Below are 18,232 nucleotides of genomic sequence, written 5' to 3'. Positions count from 1 at the left end.
ATGGAACAACTGAACCAATGGCTCGCCGCCCTGCTGGATGGCAACGTCATCTTCACCCCGCAGACCCTCGGCTATTACTGGACCGGACTGGTCACCACCGCACAGCTGGTGTTCCTGTCGCTGCTGATCGGCCTGGTGCTGGCGGTTCCGCTGGCGATCCTGCGCGGCTCGAAGCATCGCTGGATCAAGCTGCCGGTCTACTTCTATACCTACGTGTTTCGCGGCACGCCGCTGCTGGTCCAGCTCTATATCATCTACTATGGCGTGGTGTTCGTGGATGGCATCCAGCAGAGCATGTTCTGGCCCCTCCTCAAGGAGGCGTTCTATCCGGCGCTGATCGCCTTCACGCTCAACACCGCTGCCTATACCACCGAAATCTTCCACGGCGCGATCAAGGCCACTGCGCGCGGCGAGATCGAGGCGGCCCGGGCCTATGGCATGTCGCCGGGGCTGACGATGCGACGCATCATCCTGCCCAGCGCCTTCCGCCGCGCCCTGCCGGCCTACGGCAACGAGGTGATCTTCATGCTGCATGCGAGTGCGATCGCCAGCGTGGTCACGCTGATGGACATCACCGGCGCGGCTCGCTTCGTCTACGCGCGTTACTATGCGCCCTTCGAGGCGTTCATCTTTGCCGCACTGATCTATCTCTGCCTGACCTTCATGATTCTCTATCTTTTCCGCTACCTGGAGAAGCGGCTGCTGGCGCACCTGAAGCCGCTGAGCGGGAACTGATCAACGTCAAACAGGCGTTGGAAAAAGCGCGCTCGGGGACTTTCAGCCCCGGCGCGGCTGCGCTAAATTCAGGCGCGACGTCACCTGATCGGTGCACGAACGAAAACAAGGAACTGAAATGATGAAAAAACTGCTGACTGTATCCCTGCTGGGCGTCGCCATCGCCGCCGGTACCGCCCAGGCCCGTGACTACGATCACGTACGCTTCGGCGTCGACGTACCTTACGAGCCGATGGAATACCGCACGCCCGAAGGTGAACTGACCGGTTTCGACATCGAGCTGGGCAACGCCCTGTGCGAAGAGATCGGCGTGACCTGCGAGTGGATCGAGCAGGAGTGGGACGGCATCATTCCCGGCCTCTTGTCGCGCAAGTACGATGCGATCATGTCCTCGATGACCATCAACGACGAGCGCCGCGCCACCGTACTGTTCTCGGATGAGTACATCACGCCCCCCTCCGCCTGGTTCGCCCCCGCGGATACCGATATCGACGAGCCCAGCACCGAAGCGCTCGACGGCATGACCATCGGTGTGCAGCGCGGCACCCTGCAGGACAACTACGTCACCGATCATTACGGCGACGTGGCCGACATCAGCCGCTACTCCACCGCCGACGACATGGTGCTGGACATGGAGGCCGAGCGTCTGGACATCGTCTTCCTGGATTTCCCAGTCGGCAAGTCCACCCTGCTCGACAGCGAGGAGCGCGAGTACAAGGTCGTCGGCGAACCCATCACCGAACCCAAGGAGTACTTCGGTGACGGCTTCGGCATCGCCTTCCGCCCGCGCGACGAGGCACTGGCCGAGCGCTTCAACGAGGCCCTCGCCACGCTGAAGGAAGACGGCACCTACGACGAGATCTTCAAGCGTTACTTCGAAGAGTAAGCGTACGCATCACCCTTCCCCGGCGTGGCCGGGGAAGGGTTGACAGCCAGGCCGAGCTGCACGACAGTCGTCCTGTCAAACATATCGCATCGGGACCCCGTCCATGATCGATTCCGCCGCCCACATTCGCCAATCGCTCGAGGCCTACCGCTGTTTCTTCGACAGCTTCTACCTCAGCGAATGGTTCGACGAATAAGCCCTTCCTGCGGCCTTCCTGGCCGTACCGGCACGCCCGTGCCATCCGGTGCATTTCGGTCATCTGACTGACTGCACAGCTGCCGCCCGTGCGCGGCGATCCCATAGCAATCGCAACACACCACAACAAATGCCTTCCCGGGAGGAAGTCTCATGCGTCATATCAACCTGTTCCTGGCCGCCGGCCTGGCCGCCAGCCTGTTCACCGGTGTCGCTCAGGCGAGCGATAACAACGACATTCGCCTTGGCGTCGATGTGCCCTACGAACCCTTCATGTACCGCACCCCGGACGGAGAATTGACCGGCTTCGAGATCGAGCTGGGCAACGCCGTGTGCGACTACCTCGAAGCCAACTGCACCTGGGTTGAGCAGGACTGGGACGGCATCATTCCCGGTCTGCTGGCGCGCAAGTACGACGCCATCATGTCTTCGATGGCGATCACCGAGGAGCGCGCCCAGCAGGTACTGTTCTCCGAGCCCTACTACACCACGCCGAGCGCCTGGATCACCGCCAACGACCGCGACATCGACGTCGAGGATCGCGAGAGCCTCGAGGGCATGGTGGTTGGCGTGCAGCGCGCCACGCTACAGGACAACTACGTCTCCGAGCTCTACGGCGACGTCGTGGAGATCCGCCGCTACACCAGCGCCGATGACGTGGTTACCGACTTGCGCGCCGGTCGTCTCGACCTGACCTTCATGGACTACCCGGTCGCCGAATCGACCATCGCCATCGACACCAAGGGCAGCGACTTCCAGCGCATCAGCGGTTTCATCAAGGAACCCCAGCATATCTTCGGCCAGGGCGTGGGCGTGGCCTTCCGCAAGCGTGACCGCGAACTGGCCGAGCGCTTCAACGAGGCCTTGGCGGCACTCAAGGAGAACGGCACCTACGACGCACTGATGGAGAAGTACTTCAATTACGATATCAAGCTGTAACCCGGCCTGAGCCAACCCCGCGAACGCCGGTGCGAGCCGGCGTTCACTTTTCCTGAGGAGCCAGAATGCTGACCCTGCTGAAGAATGCACTGCTGCATTCCCCAAGAGCCATGGGGCTGTGCCACCTGCTGATTGCCGACCGACGGATCGCCGCGGTGGTACCTGCCGACCAGGCACTACCCGCCATGGGGCAAGCCGTTACCGAGATCGACCTAGAGGGGCGGCGTGTCATCCCCGGCCTGGTGGACCCGCTGGTGCATTTCATCGGCGGCGGCGGCGAGGGTGGGTTCGGCACGCGTACCGCCGAGCTTACCCTGGCAGACGCAGTGGCATCTGGGGTCACCACCCTGGTCGGCGCATTGGGTACCGACGCCCTGACCCGCACCCCGGCCAACCTGCTGGGCAAGGCGCGTGAACTGGCCGCGGGCGGCCTGACGACCTACTGCTATACCGGCTCCTACCAGTTGCCGCCGGTGACGCTGACCGGCTCGGTAGGCAGCGACATCCTGTTCATCCCCGAATTCATCGGCGTAGGCGAAGTAGCGATCAGCGACCATCGCGGCTCGCAGCCCTCCTCCTTCGAGCTCGCGCGTCTGGCCTCGGAGGCACGTACCGCCGGCATGCTGGCCGGCAAGTCGGGCATCGTTTTCATCCACACCGGCGATGCCTCCTCCCACCTGGAACCGCTGCGCGAGGTAGCCCGAGACAGCGCCATTCCCATCGCGCAGTTCCTGCCCACTCATATCAACCGCACCCCGGAACTGTTCGAGGACGGCCTGCGCTTCGCCCGCGAGGGCGGACGCATCGACTTCACCACCAGCACCACCGCCGATCTGCTGACCGGCGGCGAAGTGCACGCCGCCGAGGCCGTGGCCCGCGCCCTGCATGCCCGCGTCGAGCCCGCGCGGATCACCCTGTCATCGGACGCCAACGCCTCGCTGCCCCGCTTCGACGCCCAGCGCCGCTTCATAGGGCTGGAGGCCGGCCGCCTCGCCAGCCTGTTCGAGGTGCTGGGCGAATGCATCAACGAGCACGGCGTGCCCCTGGAACAGGCGATCGGCGTCGCCAGCACCCATGCCGCCGATGCGCTCGGTCTACCCGACAAGGGGCGACTCGAACCCGGCCGTGACGCCGACCTGCTGGTGCTCGCCGAAGGCGAATGGGCCATCGACGAAGTCTGGGCGCTGGGTCGGCGGGTGTATCAAAAGGGTTGAGGAAACGCCCCAGATTCAGTGGCCATGCGGCCCCGGTACGTGACTGGGCTCGGCGTTCGTGGCGGGCAGTTCACGCGGCGCCGGCTGGGCCAGCTCCTGGAGGATGCCGCACTGGCTGGAGTCGGTCTCGCCGTTGCAGCGCGAGCGGAGGGTCGCCAGCGCCTGGCGCAGTGCCTGTAGCTGCTCGATGCGTGCCTCGACGTGGGTTAGGTGGTCGTCGATCAGGCCATTGACGGCATTGCATGGCTGGCGCGGGTGGTCGTGGTAGTCGAGCAGGATACGAATCTCGTCCAGCGTCATGTCCAGCGTGCGGCAGTGGCGAATGAAGCGCAGCCGCTCGGCGTGGGGCTCGGCATAGAGCCGATAGTTGGCGCTGCTGCGAGCCGGCTCGGGCAAGAGCCCCTCGCGCTCGTAGTAGCGGATGGTTTCCACCGGGCAGCCCGTGCGGGTGGCCAGTTCACCGATCTTCATGATCCGCCTCCTCGATTTCGCTTGACCCTGTAGTGGCTACAGGGTGTGTCATCAGCATAAGCGATGACACGGAGTCCTACCATGACCGAACGATCCTGCTGCTCCGGCGGCGGCTGCACCGTCGAGACCCCGGCCCCGCCGAAGCGGGACGATCCTTCCCCCGACACGCAGTCGCTGCGCCTGCGCATCGAGGCGATGTGCTGCCCCACCGAAGAGGGGCTGCTGCGCCGAGCGCTGGAAGACATGCCGGGCATCGAGCGGCTCGACTTCGACCTGATCGGCCGCCGGCTCACCGTGCACCACCGGGATGTCGGCGAGGAAGTCATTCGGCGCCGAATCGCCGCCACCGGCATGACCGCCGAACGCGATGACCCGACCCAGCGCACCGCGCCGGCAGCCAGCGCCGAGGAACCCTGGTGGAAGATCGGCGTGGCCGCCACGCTCGCCTTGGCCGCCGAGGCCAGCCACTGGCTGGAACTTGCGGAGCCCTGGCTTGCCGCCGCGCTGGCACTGGCGGCCATCGCCCTGGTCGGCCTGCCGACCTGGAAGAAAGGCTTCATCGCCCTGCGTCACCGCACCCTCAACATCAACGCACTGATGAGCGTGGCGGTGACCGGTGCGTTGCTGATCGGCCAGTGGGCCGAGGCCGCCATGGTGCTGGTACTATTTACCCTGGCCGAGCGCATCGAGGCACGCTCGCTGGGCCGGGCACGCAACGCCATCCGCGAGCTGCTCGACCTGGCACCGGAGAGCGCCAGCGTGCGGCAGCCGGATGGCAGCTTCCGTTCCCTTCCCGCCGGTGAAGTCGCCGTCGATAGCCTGGTGCGCGTGCGCCCCGGCGAGCGCCTGGCGCTGGACGGCAGTGTCGCCGAGGGCCATCCGGCACTGGACGAATCGCCCATTACCGGCGAGAGCCTGCCGGTGGACAAGGCACCGGGCGAGGCCGTGTTCGCCGGTAGCGTCAACCAGGGCAGCGAGTTTTTCTATCGCACCACCCGTGCTGCGAGCGACACCACCCTGGCTCGTATCATCCATACCGTGGAGCAGGCCCAGGCCAGCCGCGCGCCCACCCAGCGCTTCATTGACCGTTTCGCCGCCGTCTATACCCCGGCGGTGTTCGCCTTTGCCCTGCTGGTGGCGCTCATCTTGCCGGTACTGTTCGGCATCGGCTGGCTCGAGGGCGTTTACCGCGCGCTGGTACTGCTGGTGATCGCTTGCCCCTGCGCGCTGGTGATCTCCACCCCGGTGACCATCGTCAGCGGCCTGGCGGCCGCTGCCCGCTCGGGCATCCTGATCAAGGGCGGTAACATACTCGAGCAGGGCCACCGGCTGACCACCCTGGCCTTTGACAAGACCGGCACCCTGACCCAGGGCCGCCCCTCTCAGCGTGCCTGGCACCCGCTCGATCCGGCGCTGGACGAATCAGCCCAGACCCGGCTGCGCGGGCTTGCGACAGGGCTCGCCGTTCGCTCTTCGCATCCGGTGTCGGCGGCCCTGGCGCGTGCCGCCGAAGCGGATGGCATCGTTCCGCTGGAAGTGAGCAACGTGCAGGAACTGCCCGGCCGCGGCGTGATCGCCAAGCAGGACGGGCGCCGCGTGTGGCTCGGCAACCGCCGCCTGATGCAGCAGTTCGCAACGGCAGACGGCACGCTCGACGCCCACCTGGCCGAGCACGAAGCCCGCGGCGAGACCCTGGTGATCCTGGGGCAGGAAAGCCAGCCGCTGGCGCTGTTCGCCGTCGGCGACCCGCTGCGCGCAGAGAGCCGCGAGGCGGTCGAGGCGCTGCATCGCCTGGGCGTGACCACGCTGATGCTGAGCGGCGACAACCCGGCAAGCGTCGCCGCGATGGCCGCCCAGGCCGGTATTGATGAGGCCCACGGCTCGCTGCTGCCGGAGGACAAGCTGGCCATGATCGAGGCCCGCGCTCAGCAAGGCCCGGTGGGCATGGTGGGCGACGGCATCAACGACGCCCCGGCACTGGCCCGCGCCGACATCGGCTTCGCCATGGGCGCACTGGGCAGCGACGCCGCCATCGAGACCGCTGACGTAGCACTGATGGACGACGACCCGCGCCGGCTGGCCGACTTCCTGCGCCTGTCGCGACGCACGCGCAGCATCTTGATGCAGAACATCGCCATCGCTCTGGGCCTCAAGGCGGTGTTCATGGCGCTGGCCTTCAGCGGCCACGCCACCCTCTGGATGGCGGTGTTCGCCGACATGGGTGCCAGCCTGATCGTGGTGGCCAACGGCCTGAGGCTGCTGCGCCAGGACAGGCGGCCGGGCGTTGACCCGCAGCGGCATGATCTAAGGCATGATAAGACTTTCGATAGAGGAACGGCTCAATAAGGAGCGCCTTGATGGAGTCGCCGCAACACGCCGAGGTCGTCGTCATCGGCGCCGGTATCGTCGGCCTGGCCTGTGCCTGGCATCTGCAGCAGCAGGGATTCGAGCTCATCCTGATGGACCCCGAGCCGCCCGGCAGCGGGGCCTCGTCCGGCAACGCCGGCACGCTCGCCAGCTACGCCGTCGAGCCCATTGCACAGCCTGCGCTGTGGCGGCAAGCACCGGCGTTGCTGCTGTCGCCACAATCGCCGTTTCACTTGCGCTGGCAGCACTTGCCCAGGCTCGCCCCGTGGCTGTGGCGATTCCTCAAGGCTTCCACCCCGCACCGCGCCCAGCACACCACCCGGGTCCTGAGCGAACTGCTCGCTCCCGCCGTCGACGACTGGCAACAGGTACTCGACGACCTGACGGGCAACGACGAGGGTGTCACCCTGTACCGACGAGGCTCGCTGTACTTCTATCGCAGCGCCCAAGGCTGGCACGAAGCGCAGCGCGACATTGCCGCCCGCGAGCGCTTCGGCGTTGCACAAGAGTGTCTCGACGCGCGCAGCGTGGCGGCGCTGGAACCGGCGCTCGAAGGCCTGGCCAAAGGCGGCATCCTGTTTACCGACGCCTGCCACCTGAGCGATCCATTGACCCTGGCCCAGCGACTGGCCGAGCGTCTGGTGAGTCGTGGCGCCCGCCTTGTGCGGGCCAAGGCACTGAGGCTCCTGGCACAAGACGGCGGCGTGCATATCGCGACCGACCGAGGTTCCTGGCAGGCCGAACGCGTGGTGATTGCCGCTGGCATCAGGTCACAGCCCCTGGCCCGCGATGGCGGCGACCGCATCCCGCTGGAGGCGGAGCGTGGCTACCATCTGGAGTTTCCGTCCGCCTGTAAGCTGGTCAGCCGCCCCTGCTGCCCCGTCGAGAACGCCTTCTACCTCACGCCGATGACGGGCCGCCTGCGCATCGCCGGCACGGTCGAGCTGGGGCATCCTGACGATCCCGCCAACTCCAGGCGACTCGACTACATCAAGCGTCATGCCGAGGCACTGTTCGGCCCGCTCGGCGAGCCCAGCCAGAGCTGGCTTGGCCTGCGCCCGTCGCTGCCCGACTCGCTACCGGTGATCGGCCCTGCCTCCTCCCTGCCGGGTGTCAGCTACGCCTTCGGCCATGGCCACCTGGGCCTGACCCTGGCCGCCACCACCGGCCGCCTGCTGGCGAACAGCATCAAGGGCGAAGCGCCCAAGTGGCTCGCGGACTGCGCAGCCAGTCGCTTTCGTTGAAAGCGGTAGGCGCTCAAGATCAGTCGCGCAGGGCCACGGCACGCTGCATGAAGTTGACGATCCAGCGCGCCATCAGCGTGTCGTCAACCTCGGCGATGAGCGATGTCTCGCCTTCGCGCACGCGCTCGTCGCCGACCAGCTCGCGGCGCAGGGCCATCAGGTCGCGCGAGTATGCCTTGGTGAATTCAGGGTGGCCCTGCACGCCGAGGAAATGTTCGCCGATCTGCATCAGATAGTGGGGGCAGAAATCGCTGCCGCCCACGACGGTGGCCTCGGGCGGCAGCGCCTCGATCTGGTCCTGATGGCTGACCAGCAGGTCGAGGCCCGGCTGCCAGGGCTCCATCCACTCGGCGCGTGACTGGATGCGGTTGAACGACATGCCTACGCCCCAACCCCGATCACTCTTGACCACTTCGCCTCCCAGGGCCTTGGCCATCAACTGATGGCCGAAGCAGATGCCCACCAGCGGCTTGCCGGCCCGCCACAGTTGACGCACGAAGTCGCACAGCTCGTCGACCCAGGGCAACCCATCGTTGACGCCGTACTTCGAGCCGGTGGTCATCCAGGCATCTACGGCGTCGATGTCGTCGGGGATCTCCCCATCCAGGCAGCGCCAGACCTGGAACTCCAGCGTGGGGTCGACCCGTTGGAACAGGGCCGCGAACATTTCCGGGTAGTTGCCGTGGGCCTCGCGCAGTTCCGGCGCCACGTCATCGCACTGCAATAGCCCGATGCGCATTGGTGGATCTCCTTTCATTGAACCTTCCCTGGACTCCGGCCCGCCAGCCGCGGCATCACCAGCCAAAAAAGCCCTTGGACTTCGTCTGAAGACTCCTGACGAAGCCTAGAGGCGGCCCTCCACGGCGGCCACGAAAATACCGCGGTACTCGTCGGTCTCGAAGGCGACCGGGTTGGTACCCGACGAGGGATCCGCCACCGCCATGCGCCCGACCTTGTCGGCCTGGCGCGTATCGATGCCCAGCTCGGCCAGGGTGTGCGGAATACCGAGCCGCTCGCGCAGGCCCAGCACCCAGTCGATCACTGCCGCCGTGCCCGGCTGGTCCAGGTTGAGATAGCGCCCCAGGCGCACCATCGGCTCGCCGATGGCCCGCTCGTTGGCGCGCAGCACGTAGGGCATCAGCACCGCGTTCAAGGTTCCATGATGGGCGTCGTAGAGCGCGCCGAGCGGATGCGCCAGGGCATGCATGGCACCCAGACCGCGCTGGAAGGCGGTCGCGCCCATGCTCGACGTCACCAGCATGTTCATGCGCGCCTCGAGGTCGCCACCATCGCTGTAGGCGCGTTGCAGGTAGAGGTCGATACGGCGCATGCCCTCCACGGCGATGCCTTCGGCCATAGGGTGGTAGAGCGGTGAGCACCACGCCTCCATGCAGTGCGACAGCGCATCCATGCCGGTGGCAGCGGTGATTGCAGGTGGCAGCCCCACGGTGAGTTCGGGGTCGAGGATCACCGTGGCCGGCACCATCCCCGGGTGGAAGATGATGCGCTTGACGTGCTCCGCCTCGTCGGTGATCACCGAGGCACGTCCCACCTCGGAGCCGGTGCCGGCGGTGGTGGGTACGGCGACGATGGGGGCGATGGCCTTGGCGTCGGCATTCTTCCAGTTGTCGCCGATGTCCTCCAACGACCACAGCGACAATCCCTCACGCTGATTGGCCATCAGCGCCACCGCCTTGGCGGCGTCGAGCCCCGAGCCGCCACCGAAGGCGATCACGCCGTCGTGACTGCCGCTGCGGAAGGCGGCGATGCCGTCGAGCACGTTGCGCCCGGTGGGGTTGCCCTTGACCTGGCTGAACACGGCGATGCGCAGGCCGGCATCCTGGCAGGCCTGTACGCATGCCTGCACCATCGGCAGCGCCGCCAACCCAGGGTCGGTAACCAGCAGCGGCGCGCCCATGCCCAGTGCCTTGCAGGCCTCGGGCAGGTCGCGAATGCGCCCAGCCCCGGTGAGGATGTTCGAAGGGTAGTTCCAGCCCATGGTGTAGTGGGTCATGTCGTGGCTCATGGCGTTCTCCTGGGCCAGCTCAGGCGTGTTTGAGGTGGAATGACTTGGGCCGGGTCAGTGTCTCGTAACCAATGCGCGACAACGAACAGCCCCGCCCCGACTGCTTGACCCCGGTCCAGGCCAGCTCCGGGTCGAGGTAGTCGCAGCGGTTGGTGAATACGGTACCGGCATCGAGGCGTCGGGCAATGGCCTCACCCGCCGCGATGTCGCGGGTGAAGACGGCAGCAGTAAGGCCGAAATCACTGTCGTTCATCAGCCGCACGGCCTCGTCGTCGTCCGCCACCGGCATGATGCCGACCACCGGACCGAAGCTCTCCTCGGTCATGACCCGCATCGAGTGATCGACGCCGGTCAACACCTGCGGCGCCAGGTAGGCGCTACCCGGCACCGAGAGCGGGAAGTCGCCGGGATCGATCCACGCCTTGGCGCCGGCGGCAACCGCCTCCTCGACCTGGACGCGCACGAAGTCCGCCGCCGCGGGGCGCACCAGCGGCCCCAGGGTGGTCTCGGGGTCGGTGGGATTGCCGAGCCGGAGCTGGCGCACCCAGGCCACGGCGCGCTCGACGAAGTCGTCGAAGATCGAGGCGTGTACGTAAATGCGCTCGATGCCACAGCAGCTCTGCCCCGAATTGAAGAAGGCGCCGTCCATCACGCCGGGCACCGCCTCGTCGAGGTTCACGTCGGCACGGATGTAGGCCGGGTCCTTGCCGCCAAGTTCCAGCCCGGTGGCGATGAAGCGCCCGGCGGCGTTGCGCTCGACCATCGCCCCGCCCGCCACCGAGCCGGTGAAGGAGACATGAGCGATGCGACCATCTCCGATGGCCGCTTCCGCTGCCTCATGAGAGAGATGCAGGTGCTGGAACACCCCCGCCGGCAAGCCGGCCTCGTCGAAGGCCTGCTGAAAACGCTCGGCGCACAGCGGGGTCTGGGCGGAGTGCTTGAGGATCACCGCGTTGCCGGCCATGATCGCCGGCACCACGGCATTCACCGCGGTCATGAAGGGAAAATTCCACGGCGCGACGATGAACGACACTCCGAGCGGCTCGCGGGTGATGTAGCGGGTGAAGCCCGGCTTCTCGGCCAGGCGGATCGGTGCCAGGGCATCTTCTGCCAGGGCGATCATGGTGCGCGCGCGGTCCTCGAAACCACCAATTTCGCCGCCGGCTACGGCGACCGGCCGGCCCATCTGCCAGGTCAGCTCGCGGGCCAGCTCGTCGCGCCGGGCGACGAAGGCATCGACCATCTTCGAGCACAGCCGCGCTCGCTCGGCGAGGCTCGTCTCGCGCCACTTGCGCTGCGCCGCCACCGCCCTTTCCAGCGCCGCCTCGACCCGCGCCGGGTCGGCCAGCTCCCGCTCGACGTAGACCGAACCGTCGACCGGAGAAATCGTCTTCTGTATAGCCATCATTTCTTCATCCCTTCCAATAGCGGGAGCCATTCCGACAAACGGCTATCTCGGCTCCGCTTTTCAGTCCGAGCGACTTGGCTCCGCCAAGGTGAGCACTGAGCGAGCGGTTCGCAGGCAAGGCGGAGCGGAAAGGAGCGAGCGGAGTTGACTCCAGTCAATGAGCATCGCGAGTTTTCGCTCCAACACAGCCTGCGGATCGCGCAGCCAGTGCGGATCAAATAATTTCGAAATAGCGGTCCAGCTCCCAATCGGTAATGTGGCGTCGGAACTGACGCTCCTCCCACTCCCGCGTGGCCGCGAAGTGCTCGACGAAAGCGTCGCCGAACAGGTTGCGTGCCGCCTCGGAGGCCTTCAAGCGCTGGGCGGCCTCCCACAGCGTACGCGCGAGCGCCTGGTGCTCGGGGTGGGCCAGTTCGTAGGCGTTGCCGGTCACCGCCTCATCCGGCTCGAGCTGGTGCTCGATGCCGTAGAGGCCGGAGCCGATCGCCGCGGCCAGCGCCAGGTAGGGGTTGGCATCGGCGCTGCCCAGGCGATACTCGACCCGCTGCGACTTGGCACTGCCGGGAATCACCCGCAGCGCCGTGGTGCGGTTCTCCACGCCCCAGGTGGCATCAGTCGGCGCCCAGAAGCCGGGGATCAGGCGGGTGTAGCTGTTCACCGTGGGGGAGAACATGGCCAGGAACTCCGGCATCAGCTTCTGCTGGCCGGCGACAAAGTGGCGCTGGACGTCACTCATGCCGTGAGGCTTGTCGGCGTCGAAGAAAGCCGACTCGCCACTGTCTAGCCGATTGAGCGAGAGATGGATATGGCCGCTCTGGCCGGGGTAGTCCGGCGACCACTTGGCCATGAAGGTGGCCATCAACCCGCGGCGTTGCGCCCATACCTTGGTGAAGGTCTTGAACAGCGCCCCCTTGTCGCCGGCGGCCAGCGCCTCGTCGACGCGTATCGCCGCCTCGAGCACGCCGGGGCCGGTCTCGGTGTGCAGCCCCTCGATGGGGAAATCCATCGTCTCGGCCATCTCCAGCAGCTCGTGGTAGAGCTCGCCATGCACCGAGCTCCTGAGCATCGAATAGCCCATCATGTCGGGGGTCAGCGGCTTGAGGTTGCGAAAGCCCTTCTCGCGCACCGACTCCGGGGTCTCCTGGAACAGGAAGAACTCGTACTCCAGCGCGCCGCAGGCGGCAAAGCCCATCGCCTCGGCCTTGGCCAGCACGCGACGCAGCAGCCCGCGCGGGCAGATCGTCTCGGCCGGGCCGGTGAACTCGGCCAGGAACAGCAGCATGTCGCCCTCGCAGGGCAGTTCGCGACAGCTCTCGGGAACCACCCGCAGCGCGGCATCGGGATAGCCGGTATGCCAGCCGGTGTATGTCACGTTGTCATAGAGTTCGTCCTTGCTGTCCCAGCCCAGCACTACGTCGCAGAAGGCGAAGCCCTCGCTCAAGGCATGGAAGAACTTGTCGCGTCGCATGTACTTGCCGACCATCACGCCGTCGATGTCGAACATGCCTACCTTGACGTGGCTGAGGCCGCGTTGTTCGACGATACGCCGGGCGTCGTCTGCACTCTTCACGTCTCTCGCCTGGAGTCGGCTCATGGTCGCTTCCTCGTACACCCTTCGTTGTCATTGTTCGTCAAAACAGTTCTTCGAAACCGTTCGATGAAAGCCGGCGGAAGCGCCGAGCCGAGCCCGGCGCTCCCGTCCTTCTCTCAACCGTAGCGGTAGGGAGGCCCTGCCTGTTGCATGGTCTCGCGATAGTCCTTGAGGATCTGCACCACGCGGGCGCTGCGATCGCTCTCCTGGGCGATCTCGTCCCAGAAGGCCAGTGCCTCGTCCTCGAGCCGCTGCCACTCCTCCTCGGGAATCGAGGTCAACTCCAACTTGCCGCCGGTGGTGCGGTAGTGGGCTTCGCCCCACCAGTACCAGTGCTGGCGGTAGTAGTGGGAGCTGTCCATGCACAGCCTGAACAGGGTCTGCAGGTGCTCGGGCACCTCGCTCCAACGCTCGCTGTTGGCGAAGTAGGAACCCGCCCAGGCACCGGAGATGTTGTTGGTCAGGTAATAGCTGCTGACGTCGGCCCAGCCCACGGTGTAGGCCTCGGTGATGCCCGCCCAGGCGATACCATCGAGCTCGCGGGTCTGCATGGCGACCTCGATGTCCTCCCACGGCAACGTCACCGGCACCACACCGAAGCGGCTGAGGAAGCGCCCCGCAGTGGGGAAGGTGAAGACGCGCTTGCCCTGCAGGTCGTCGAGGCTTCTGATCGGCTCGCGGGTAACGAAGTTGCACGGGTCCCAGGCGCCCGAGCCCAGCCAGGTGACGCCCTCGACCTCGCCGTAGGCTTCCTCCCAGATCTCCTTGAGCCCGTAGTGGTGGAACAGCGCCGGCACGTCGAGGCTGTAGCGAGAGGCGAACGGGAAGTAGCCGCCGAAGACCGAGACGTCGACGGGCGCATTGATCGAGTCGTCGTCGCTCTGCACGGCGTCGATGGTGCCGCGCTGCATGGCCCGGAACAGCTCACCGGTGGGCACCAGTTGGTCGGCGTAGTAGAGCTCGATCTCCATCTCGCCGTTGGCGGCCTTGTTGAAGGCGTCGATGGAGGGCTTGATGACGTGCTCAGCGAGTGCCGGCCCGGCATAGGTCTGCAGGCGCCAGCGAATCGGGCTGCGTGACTGGGCGTGGACGTATGGGGCCGAGAGTGTCGTGGCCCCGACGGTAGCGGCGGTGGCCAGGCCCGCCTTCTTGAGGAAATCGCGACGATTGCTCATGGGTCTTCTCCTGCTCTTTTGCTTGTTGTCGGAAGAATCGCGGTATTCGATCGTCGTGCCGTGGTTCACCTCCTGGGAGTCAGTAGCCGCGATAGAGCTGCGGCAGCCACAGCGCCAGCTGCGGGAAAATTGTGATCAGCGCCAACCCGATCAGCATGATGCCGACGAAGGGCCAGACGCTGCGGTAGATGTCGCCCAGCGAGATCTCCGGCGGCGCCATGGCGCGCATCAGGAACAGGTTGTAGCCGAACGGCGGGGTCATGTAGGCGATCTGCACGGTGATGGTGTACAGCACGCCGTACCAGATCGGGTCGAAACCCAGGCTGATCACCAACGGCACGTAGAGTGGTGCCACGATCACCAGCATGGCGGTGTCGTCGAGGAACATGCCTAGCAGGATGTAGGAGAGCTGCATCATCACCAGGATCTGCCACGGGCTCATGCCGATGCGGTCGAGGAAGATGTTCTCGATGGCACGCACCGCGCCGAGGCCGTCGAATACCGCGCCGAAGCACAGCGCCGCCAGGATGATCCACATGAACATGCAACTGATGCCCAGCGTCTTGTGCACGGTGCTCTCGATCACCTTCCAGGTCAGGCGCCGCTTGACCAACGCCGCCAGGGTGGCGGATACCGCCCCTACCGCCGAGCTCTCCACCAGGCTGGTGACCCCCATCAGGAACAGCCCGGTCATGAAGAAGAAGATCAGCAGCGGCAGGATGCCGGCACGCAGCAGCTTGAGCTTCTCGGCCAGGCTCATCTGGCGCTCCTCGGCGGGCAGCGCCGGGCCGAGATGCGGCTGCAGACGACAGCGGATGACGATATAGATCACGAACAGCGCGGCCAGGATCAGCCCGGGGATGGCACCGGCCAGCCACAGTTGGCTGACCGGCTGGCGCGCGATCATGCCATAGAGCACCAGCACCACGCTGGGCGGCACCAGAATGCCCAGCGAGCTACCGGCCTGGATCACGCCGGTGACCATGATCTTGTCGTAGCCGCGGCGCAGCAGTTCGGGCAGAGCGATGGTGGCGCCGATGGCCATGCCCGCCACGCTCAGGCCGTTCATTGCCGAGACCACCACCATCAGGCCGATGGTGCCCACCGCCAGTCCGCCCTTGAGCGAGCCCATCCAGACGTGGAACATCTCGTAGAGCTCGCTGGCGATGCCCGACTCGGAGAGCATGTAGCCCATGTAGATGAACAGCGGCAACGTCAGCAGCGGATACCAGTTCATCAGTTGGATGGCGGCATTGAACGGCATCTCAACGCCGCCATGCCCCCACAGCAGCAGTGCCGAAGCGGCGCCGACGAAGCCGATCACGCCGAATACCCGCTGCCCGGTGAGCAGCAGCAGCATCATGGTCGAGAACATCGTCAGGGCGATCATCTCGTAGCTCATTCGAGATTCTCCCCTTCCAGCGCCACGCCTTCCAGCACCACGCCGCGCGCCCGGGCGATGTCCTTGAACAGGGTCGAGACGCTCTGCAGCAGCATCAGCAGCACGCCAAAGGTCATGATGATCTTGATCGGCGCCAGGGGCGGCGCCCAGGAGGTGTAGCTCTTCTCGCCGTAGCGCAGGGCGTACTCGGTACTGGAGATGCCGCCGGCAAACAGCGCGCCGAGGAAGACCAGCAGCAGCACGATGGTCAGGGCGTCGACGATGGCCCGGGTGCGGTCCGACCAGCGCGAGTAGAACAGGTCCATACGTACATGGGCGCCCATCTGCATGGCGTAGGCGCCGCCCAGCAGGTAGTAGGCGGCCATCATGAACTGCGAAACCTCGATGCTCCAGATCAGCGGGCTGTTGAAGGCGGTACGCGCTACTGAGGCGTAGAGCAGGACGCCGATCATCACGAAAATCAGGAACATGACGATACGCCCCACCACCCGGTTGAACGCATCCACCCAACGCACGTAGAGCGTTATTATTCTTGGCATCTTCCAGCACCGATCGCTTGGGTTTCGCTCCAGTCTTCGGAGGTAATTCGGGATTGCGCAACAAGCATCGGTATCGGCGGCGCGTTAAGTATCGATGAAATCGATAGTGCTCGAGAAGGGTACGGCTACGCTGCCCCGCGCACCCACTCAGTGCACGGTTGCGGGCTGTGTCGGGGAGGGAGAGTTCACGTCGGGGTGACGACTTCGGCAGAGAGCCAGGGCAGCGCTCGCTCCAGCTGGGCGCGGAAGTGCTGCTCGAGCAGGCGCCGGCTGTCACGGGCCAGCAACGCAGGCAACTCGCCCAGCTCGTCACGCCGCGCCACCAGCGTCAGTTCCCGGGTCAGTGGCGCCAGCGGCAACGGCGCCACCGCGACCTGAAGGTCGTCGAGGCCGGCCTGGTAGAGGCACAGCGGGGTGGTGATGGTCCAGCCCGCGCCGGCACCGACCAGGCGCAACACGGCGAAGGTATTGTCGAGATGCAGCCGGGCCGGCAGCTCGAGCTGGTTCAATCGCAGGTGGCGCTCGATGGACTGGCCGATCAACGACTGCGGGGTATAGCGCACGAAGTCGAGGTGGCGCGACAGCCAGCGCAGGTTGTCCAGCGGACCGTTCCAGGAAAGCGGCGTCACCAGCACGAAGGGTTCGCGCAGCAGGGCGTGCCGCTCCAGTCCGTCGTAGTTCTCCAGCCGGTCATCGGAAATGATGATATCCACATGGCGTGTCAGCAGGGAGTGGCCATGCATGTGCGACAGCCCGGTCGTCAGGGTATAGTCGCGGGTATGGCGCCGGATCAGCTCGACCAGCGGCTGCCCGACCGCCGTTGCCAGCGAATCGACCAGCGCCAGGCGTACCTGGTGGAGCTGGCCGAAGCCGCCGCTGACCAACTCGCGCCGGGTGTTGCGCGCATCGTCGAGCAGGCGGCGGGCACGGTCGTAGAAGAAGCGCCCCGCACTGGTCGGTTCGAGCGGCCGGGAATGACGCTTGAACAGCGTCACGCCCATGCTCTCCTCCAGGTTGGCCAGGCTCTGCGACACCGAGGATTGCTTGAGCCCCAGCCGCCTGGCCGCCGCGCTCTGGCTGCCCTGCTCCAGGGTCTCGACGAAGATCTCCATGCTGCGAAGATCGAAACCGAAGCCGCTGCGCATCCGTATGTCCTCGCGTTACGTCATCCGGGCACTGGAACTCCCCTCACAGCGCACCGGTCAGAAAGGCTGTCATCACCACGACATGGAGGTCCCATGACCGCAGAGGTCACCGCCCGGGCGGTAGCCGAGCGCCCCGTTTCCACCTGGACCGGCTGGGGCCAGTGGCTGGCACTCGCCACCATGACCATCGATCACCTGACCCGCTACGTGCTGCCCGCCGGCTGGGAGCTCGGCTGGGCGGGTTCGTCGCTGGGCCGCATCGCCTTTCCACTATTTGCCGCCATGGTCGCCTGGCACGGCTTGTTCAATACCCGCAACCCGCTGCGCTACGCCCGGCGTATTCTGGTCATTGGTGTGGCCGCCCAGTTGCCCTACATGCTGATGCCGAGGGCCACCGACGCCTTCATTCTCAATGTCTGCTTCACCCTGGCGCTGGGGCTGGCCTGGGGCGCCTGGCTGCGCGAGCTGCTCGCGCGGCATCGCCACGGCAGCCTGGGCAGCGCCTGGCTGGGGGCGGCGCTGGCCGCCACGCTGGCGGTCTGGTACCTGCTCGGCGGCTGGGTCGAGTACGGCCACCGCGGGCTGTTGCTGATTCCCTTGTTCATGCTCGCGATGCATCACCTGCACCATGCCGGGGTCACGCTTGCCGAACGCCTCGCCGCCGTCGCCATGGCCGTGCCGCTGCTGGTCGTGGCGGGGCTGATGAACAGCTCCGACATGGCCAAGTCATTCACCGTCGCCACCTGCCTCGTGGTGCTGTGGCTGGCCGCCGGCGCCCACCGCCTGACGCCTGTCGTTCCTGCCGCCATGCCCCGCCGGCTGTGGCTGGCGTGGTACCCCGGCCACTTCGCCCTGATCGCCCTGTGGCTGTGGGCCAGCGGTGCGCTCGGCTGAA

General features: G+C 66.1%; 16 protein-coding genes. 7 read left to right on the top strand and 9 right to left on the bottom strand.

The genetic code is table 11. From position 1 onward, the window contains the following. From ACRWQA_RS04075 to iadA, 4 genes are all read left to right on the top strand, one after another. On the top strand, window positions 1–735 hold the full coding sequence (locus tag ACRWQA_RS04075; RefSeq protein WP_263581057.1) for an ABC transporter permease: 735 nt from the start codon (window positions 1–3) through the stop codon (window positions 733–735). A gap of 121 nt (window positions 736–856) precedes the next feature. Beyond that, a complete protein-coding gene (locus ACRWQA_RS04070) occupies window positions 857–1,621 on the top strand; it encodes a transporter substrate-binding domain-containing protein (protein ID WP_263581058.1) in 765 nt (254 codons plus the stop codon). A 348-nt stretch (window positions 1,622–1,969) separates the two neighbouring features. Then, the gene (locus ACRWQA_RS04065) at window positions 1,970–2,755 is read left to right on the top strand and encodes a transporter substrate-binding domain-containing protein (protein ID WP_434229338.1); all 786 of its coding nucleotides are present in this window, start codon (window positions 1,970–1,972) and stop codon (window positions 2,753–2,755) included. Window positions 2,756–2,820: 65 nt separating this feature from the next. After that, a complete protein-coding gene (gene iadA / locus ACRWQA_RS04060) occupies window positions 2,821–3,969 on the top strand; it encodes a beta-aspartyl-peptidase (protein WP_434229337.1) in 1,149 nt (382 codons plus the stop codon). Between the two features lie 15 nt (window positions 3,970–3,984). Here iadA and cadR read toward each other — a convergent pair whose 3' ends face one another. After that, on the bottom strand, window positions 3,985–4,440 hold the full coding sequence (gene cadR, locus ACRWQA_RS04055; RefSeq protein WP_434229336.1) for a Cd(II)/Pb(II)-responsive transcriptional regulator: 456 nt from the start codon (window positions 4,438–4,440) through the stop codon (window positions 3,985–3,987). Window positions 4,441–4,521: 81 nt separating this feature from the next. On the opposite strand from cadR, the gene ACRWQA_RS04050 reads away from it, so the two are divergent. Both ACRWQA_RS04050 and ACRWQA_RS04045 read left to right on the top strand, forming a co-directional pair. Continuing rightward, a complete protein-coding gene (locus tag ACRWQA_RS04050; protein WP_434229335.1) occupies window positions 4,522–6,786 on the top strand; it encodes a heavy metal translocating P-type ATPase in 2,265 nt (754 codons plus the stop codon). A gap of 11 nt (window positions 6,787–6,797) precedes the next feature. Then, the gene (locus tag ACRWQA_RS04045) at window positions 6,798–8,051 is read left to right on the top strand and encodes an NAD(P)/FAD-dependent oxidoreductase (protein WP_434229334.1); all 1,254 of its coding nucleotides are present in this window, start codon (window positions 6,798–6,800) and stop codon (window positions 8,049–8,051) included. 19 nt (window positions 8,052–8,070) lie between these two features. Here the strand turns inward: ACRWQA_RS04045 and ACRWQA_RS04040 are convergent, their stop codons facing one another. The 8 genes from ACRWQA_RS04040 to ACRWQA_RS04005 all read right to left on the bottom strand — a co-directional run bounded on the left by ACRWQA_RS04040 (window position 8,071) and on the right by ACRWQA_RS04005 (window position 17,337). After that, window positions 8,071–8,790 carry a glutamine amidotransferase-related protein gene (locus ACRWQA_RS04040; protein WP_263581064.1) on the bottom strand — a complete coding sequence of 240 codons (720 nt, stop codon included), beginning with the start codon at window positions 8,788–8,790 and terminating at the stop codon, window positions 8,071–8,073. 105 nt (window positions 8,791–8,895) lie between these two features. Next, on the bottom strand, window positions 8,896–10,077 hold the full coding sequence (locus ACRWQA_RS04035; protein WP_434229333.1) for an iron-containing alcohol dehydrogenase: 1,182 nt from the start codon (window positions 10,075–10,077) through the stop codon (window positions 8,896–8,898). A gap of 19 nt (window positions 10,078–10,096) precedes the next feature. Continuing rightward, window positions 10,097–11,482 (bottom strand): aldehyde dehydrogenase family protein, encoded by a 1,386-nt coding sequence (locus ACRWQA_RS04030; RefSeq protein ID WP_434229363.1) that lies wholly within the window; start codon window positions 11,480–11,482, stop codon window positions 10,097–10,099. A gap of 217 nt (window positions 11,483–11,699) precedes the next feature. Next, window positions 11,700–13,079, bottom strand: coding sequence for a glutamine synthetase family protein (locus tag ACRWQA_RS04025; RefSeq protein ID WP_434229332.1), 1,380 nt, complete (start codon window positions 13,077–13,079; stop codon window positions 11,700–11,702). Between the two features lie 113 nt (window positions 13,080–13,192). Further along, entirely contained in the window at window positions 13,193–14,251 is a 1,059-nt protein-coding gene (locus ACRWQA_RS04020) for a TRAP transporter substrate-binding protein (RefSeq protein WP_434229331.1), read from the bottom strand. Window positions 14,252–14,330: 79 nt separating this feature from the next. Next, complete coding sequence (locus tag ACRWQA_RS04015; RefSeq protein ID WP_263581069.1) at window positions 14,331–15,653, bottom strand: TRAP transporter large permease; 1,323 nt, start codon at window positions 15,651–15,653, stop codon at window positions 14,331–14,333. After that, window positions 15,650–16,192 (bottom strand): TRAP transporter small permease subunit, encoded by a 543-nt coding sequence (locus tag ACRWQA_RS04010; protein WP_263581070.1) that lies wholly within the window; start codon window positions 16,190–16,192, stop codon window positions 15,650–15,652. The genes ACRWQA_RS04015 and ACRWQA_RS04010 overlap by 4 nt, the downstream gene beginning before the upstream one ends. Window positions 16,193–16,377: 185 nt before the next feature. After that, window positions 16,378–17,337 carry a LysR family transcriptional regulator gene (locus ACRWQA_RS04005; protein WP_263581071.1) on the bottom strand — a complete coding sequence of 320 codons (960 nt, stop codon included), beginning with the start codon at window positions 17,335–17,337 and terminating at the stop codon, window positions 16,378–16,380. Window positions 17,338–17,430: 93 nt separating this feature from the next. On the opposite strand from ACRWQA_RS04005, the gene ACRWQA_RS04000 reads away from it, so the two are divergent. Further along, entirely contained in the window at window positions 17,431–18,231 is an 801-nt protein-coding gene (locus ACRWQA_RS04000; protein WP_434229330.1) for a TraX family protein, read from the top strand. The last annotated feature ends 1 nt before the right edge of the window (window position 18,232 follow it).

The sequence above is a fragment of the Billgrantia sp. C5P2 genome (assembly GCF_051062895.2).
This window is presented reverse-complemented; position numbering and strand designations above follow the sequence as displayed.

Bases quoted from the DNA above. Each gene is read 5' to 3' on its own strand.
- ACRWQA_RS04075 (WP_263581057.1), top strand. From the start codon at position 1: ATGGAACAACTGAACCAATGGCTCGCCGCCCTGCTGGATGGCAACGTC.
- ACRWQA_RS04070 (WP_263581058.1), top strand. From the start codon at position 857: ATGAAAAAACTGCTGACTGTATCCCTGCTGGGCGTCGCCATCGCCGCC.
- ACRWQA_RS04065 (WP_434229338.1), top strand. From the start codon at position 1,970: ATGCGTCATATCAACCTGTTCCTGGCCGCCGGCCTGGCCGCCAGCCTG.
- iadA (WP_434229337.1), top strand. From the start codon at position 2,821: ATGCTGACCCTGCTGAAGAATGCACTGCTGCATTCCCCAAGAGCCATG.
- cadR (WP_434229336.1), bottom strand. From the start codon at position 4,440: ATGAAGATCGGTGAACTGGCCACCCGCACGGGCTGCCCGGTGGAAACC.
- ACRWQA_RS04050 (WP_434229335.1), top strand. From the start codon at position 4,522: ATGACCGAACGATCCTGCTGCTCCGGCGGCGGCTGCACCGTCGAGACC.
- ACRWQA_RS04045 (WP_434229334.1), top strand. From the start codon at position 6,798: ATGGAGTCGCCGCAACACGCCGAGGTCGTCGTCATCGGCGCCGGTATC.
- ACRWQA_RS04040 (WP_263581064.1), bottom strand. From the start codon at position 8,790: ATGCGCATCGGGCTATTGCAGTGCGATGACGTGGCGCCGGAACTGCGC.
- ACRWQA_RS04035 (WP_434229333.1), bottom strand. From the start codon at position 10,077: ATGAGCCACGACATGACCCACTACACCATGGGCTGGAACTACCCTTCG.
- ACRWQA_RS04030 (WP_434229363.1), bottom strand. From the start codon at position 11,482: ATGGCTATACAGAAGACGATTTCTCCGGTCGACGGTTCGGTCTACGTC.
- ACRWQA_RS04025 (WP_434229332.1), bottom strand. From the start codon at position 13,079: ATGAGCCGACTCCAGGCGAGAGACGTGAAGAGTGCAGACGACGCCCGG.
- ACRWQA_RS04020 (WP_434229331.1), bottom strand. From the start codon at position 14,251: ATGAGCAATCGTCGCGATTTCCTCAAGAAGGCGGGCCTGGCCACCGCC.
- ACRWQA_RS04015 (WP_263581069.1), bottom strand. From the start codon at position 15,653: ATGAGCTACGAGATGATCGCCCTGACGATGTTCTCGACCATGATGCTG.
- ACRWQA_RS04010 (WP_263581070.1), bottom strand. From the start codon at position 16,192: ATGCCAAGAATAATAACGCTCTACGTGCGTTGGGTGGATGCGTTCAAC.
- ACRWQA_RS04005 (WP_263581071.1), bottom strand. From the start codon at position 17,337: ATGCGCAGCGGCTTCGGTTTCGATCTTCGCAGCATGGAGATCTTCGTC.
- ACRWQA_RS04000 (WP_434229330.1), top strand. From the start codon at position 17,431: ATGACCGCAGAGGTCACCGCCCGGGCGGTAGCCGAGCGCCCCGTTTCC.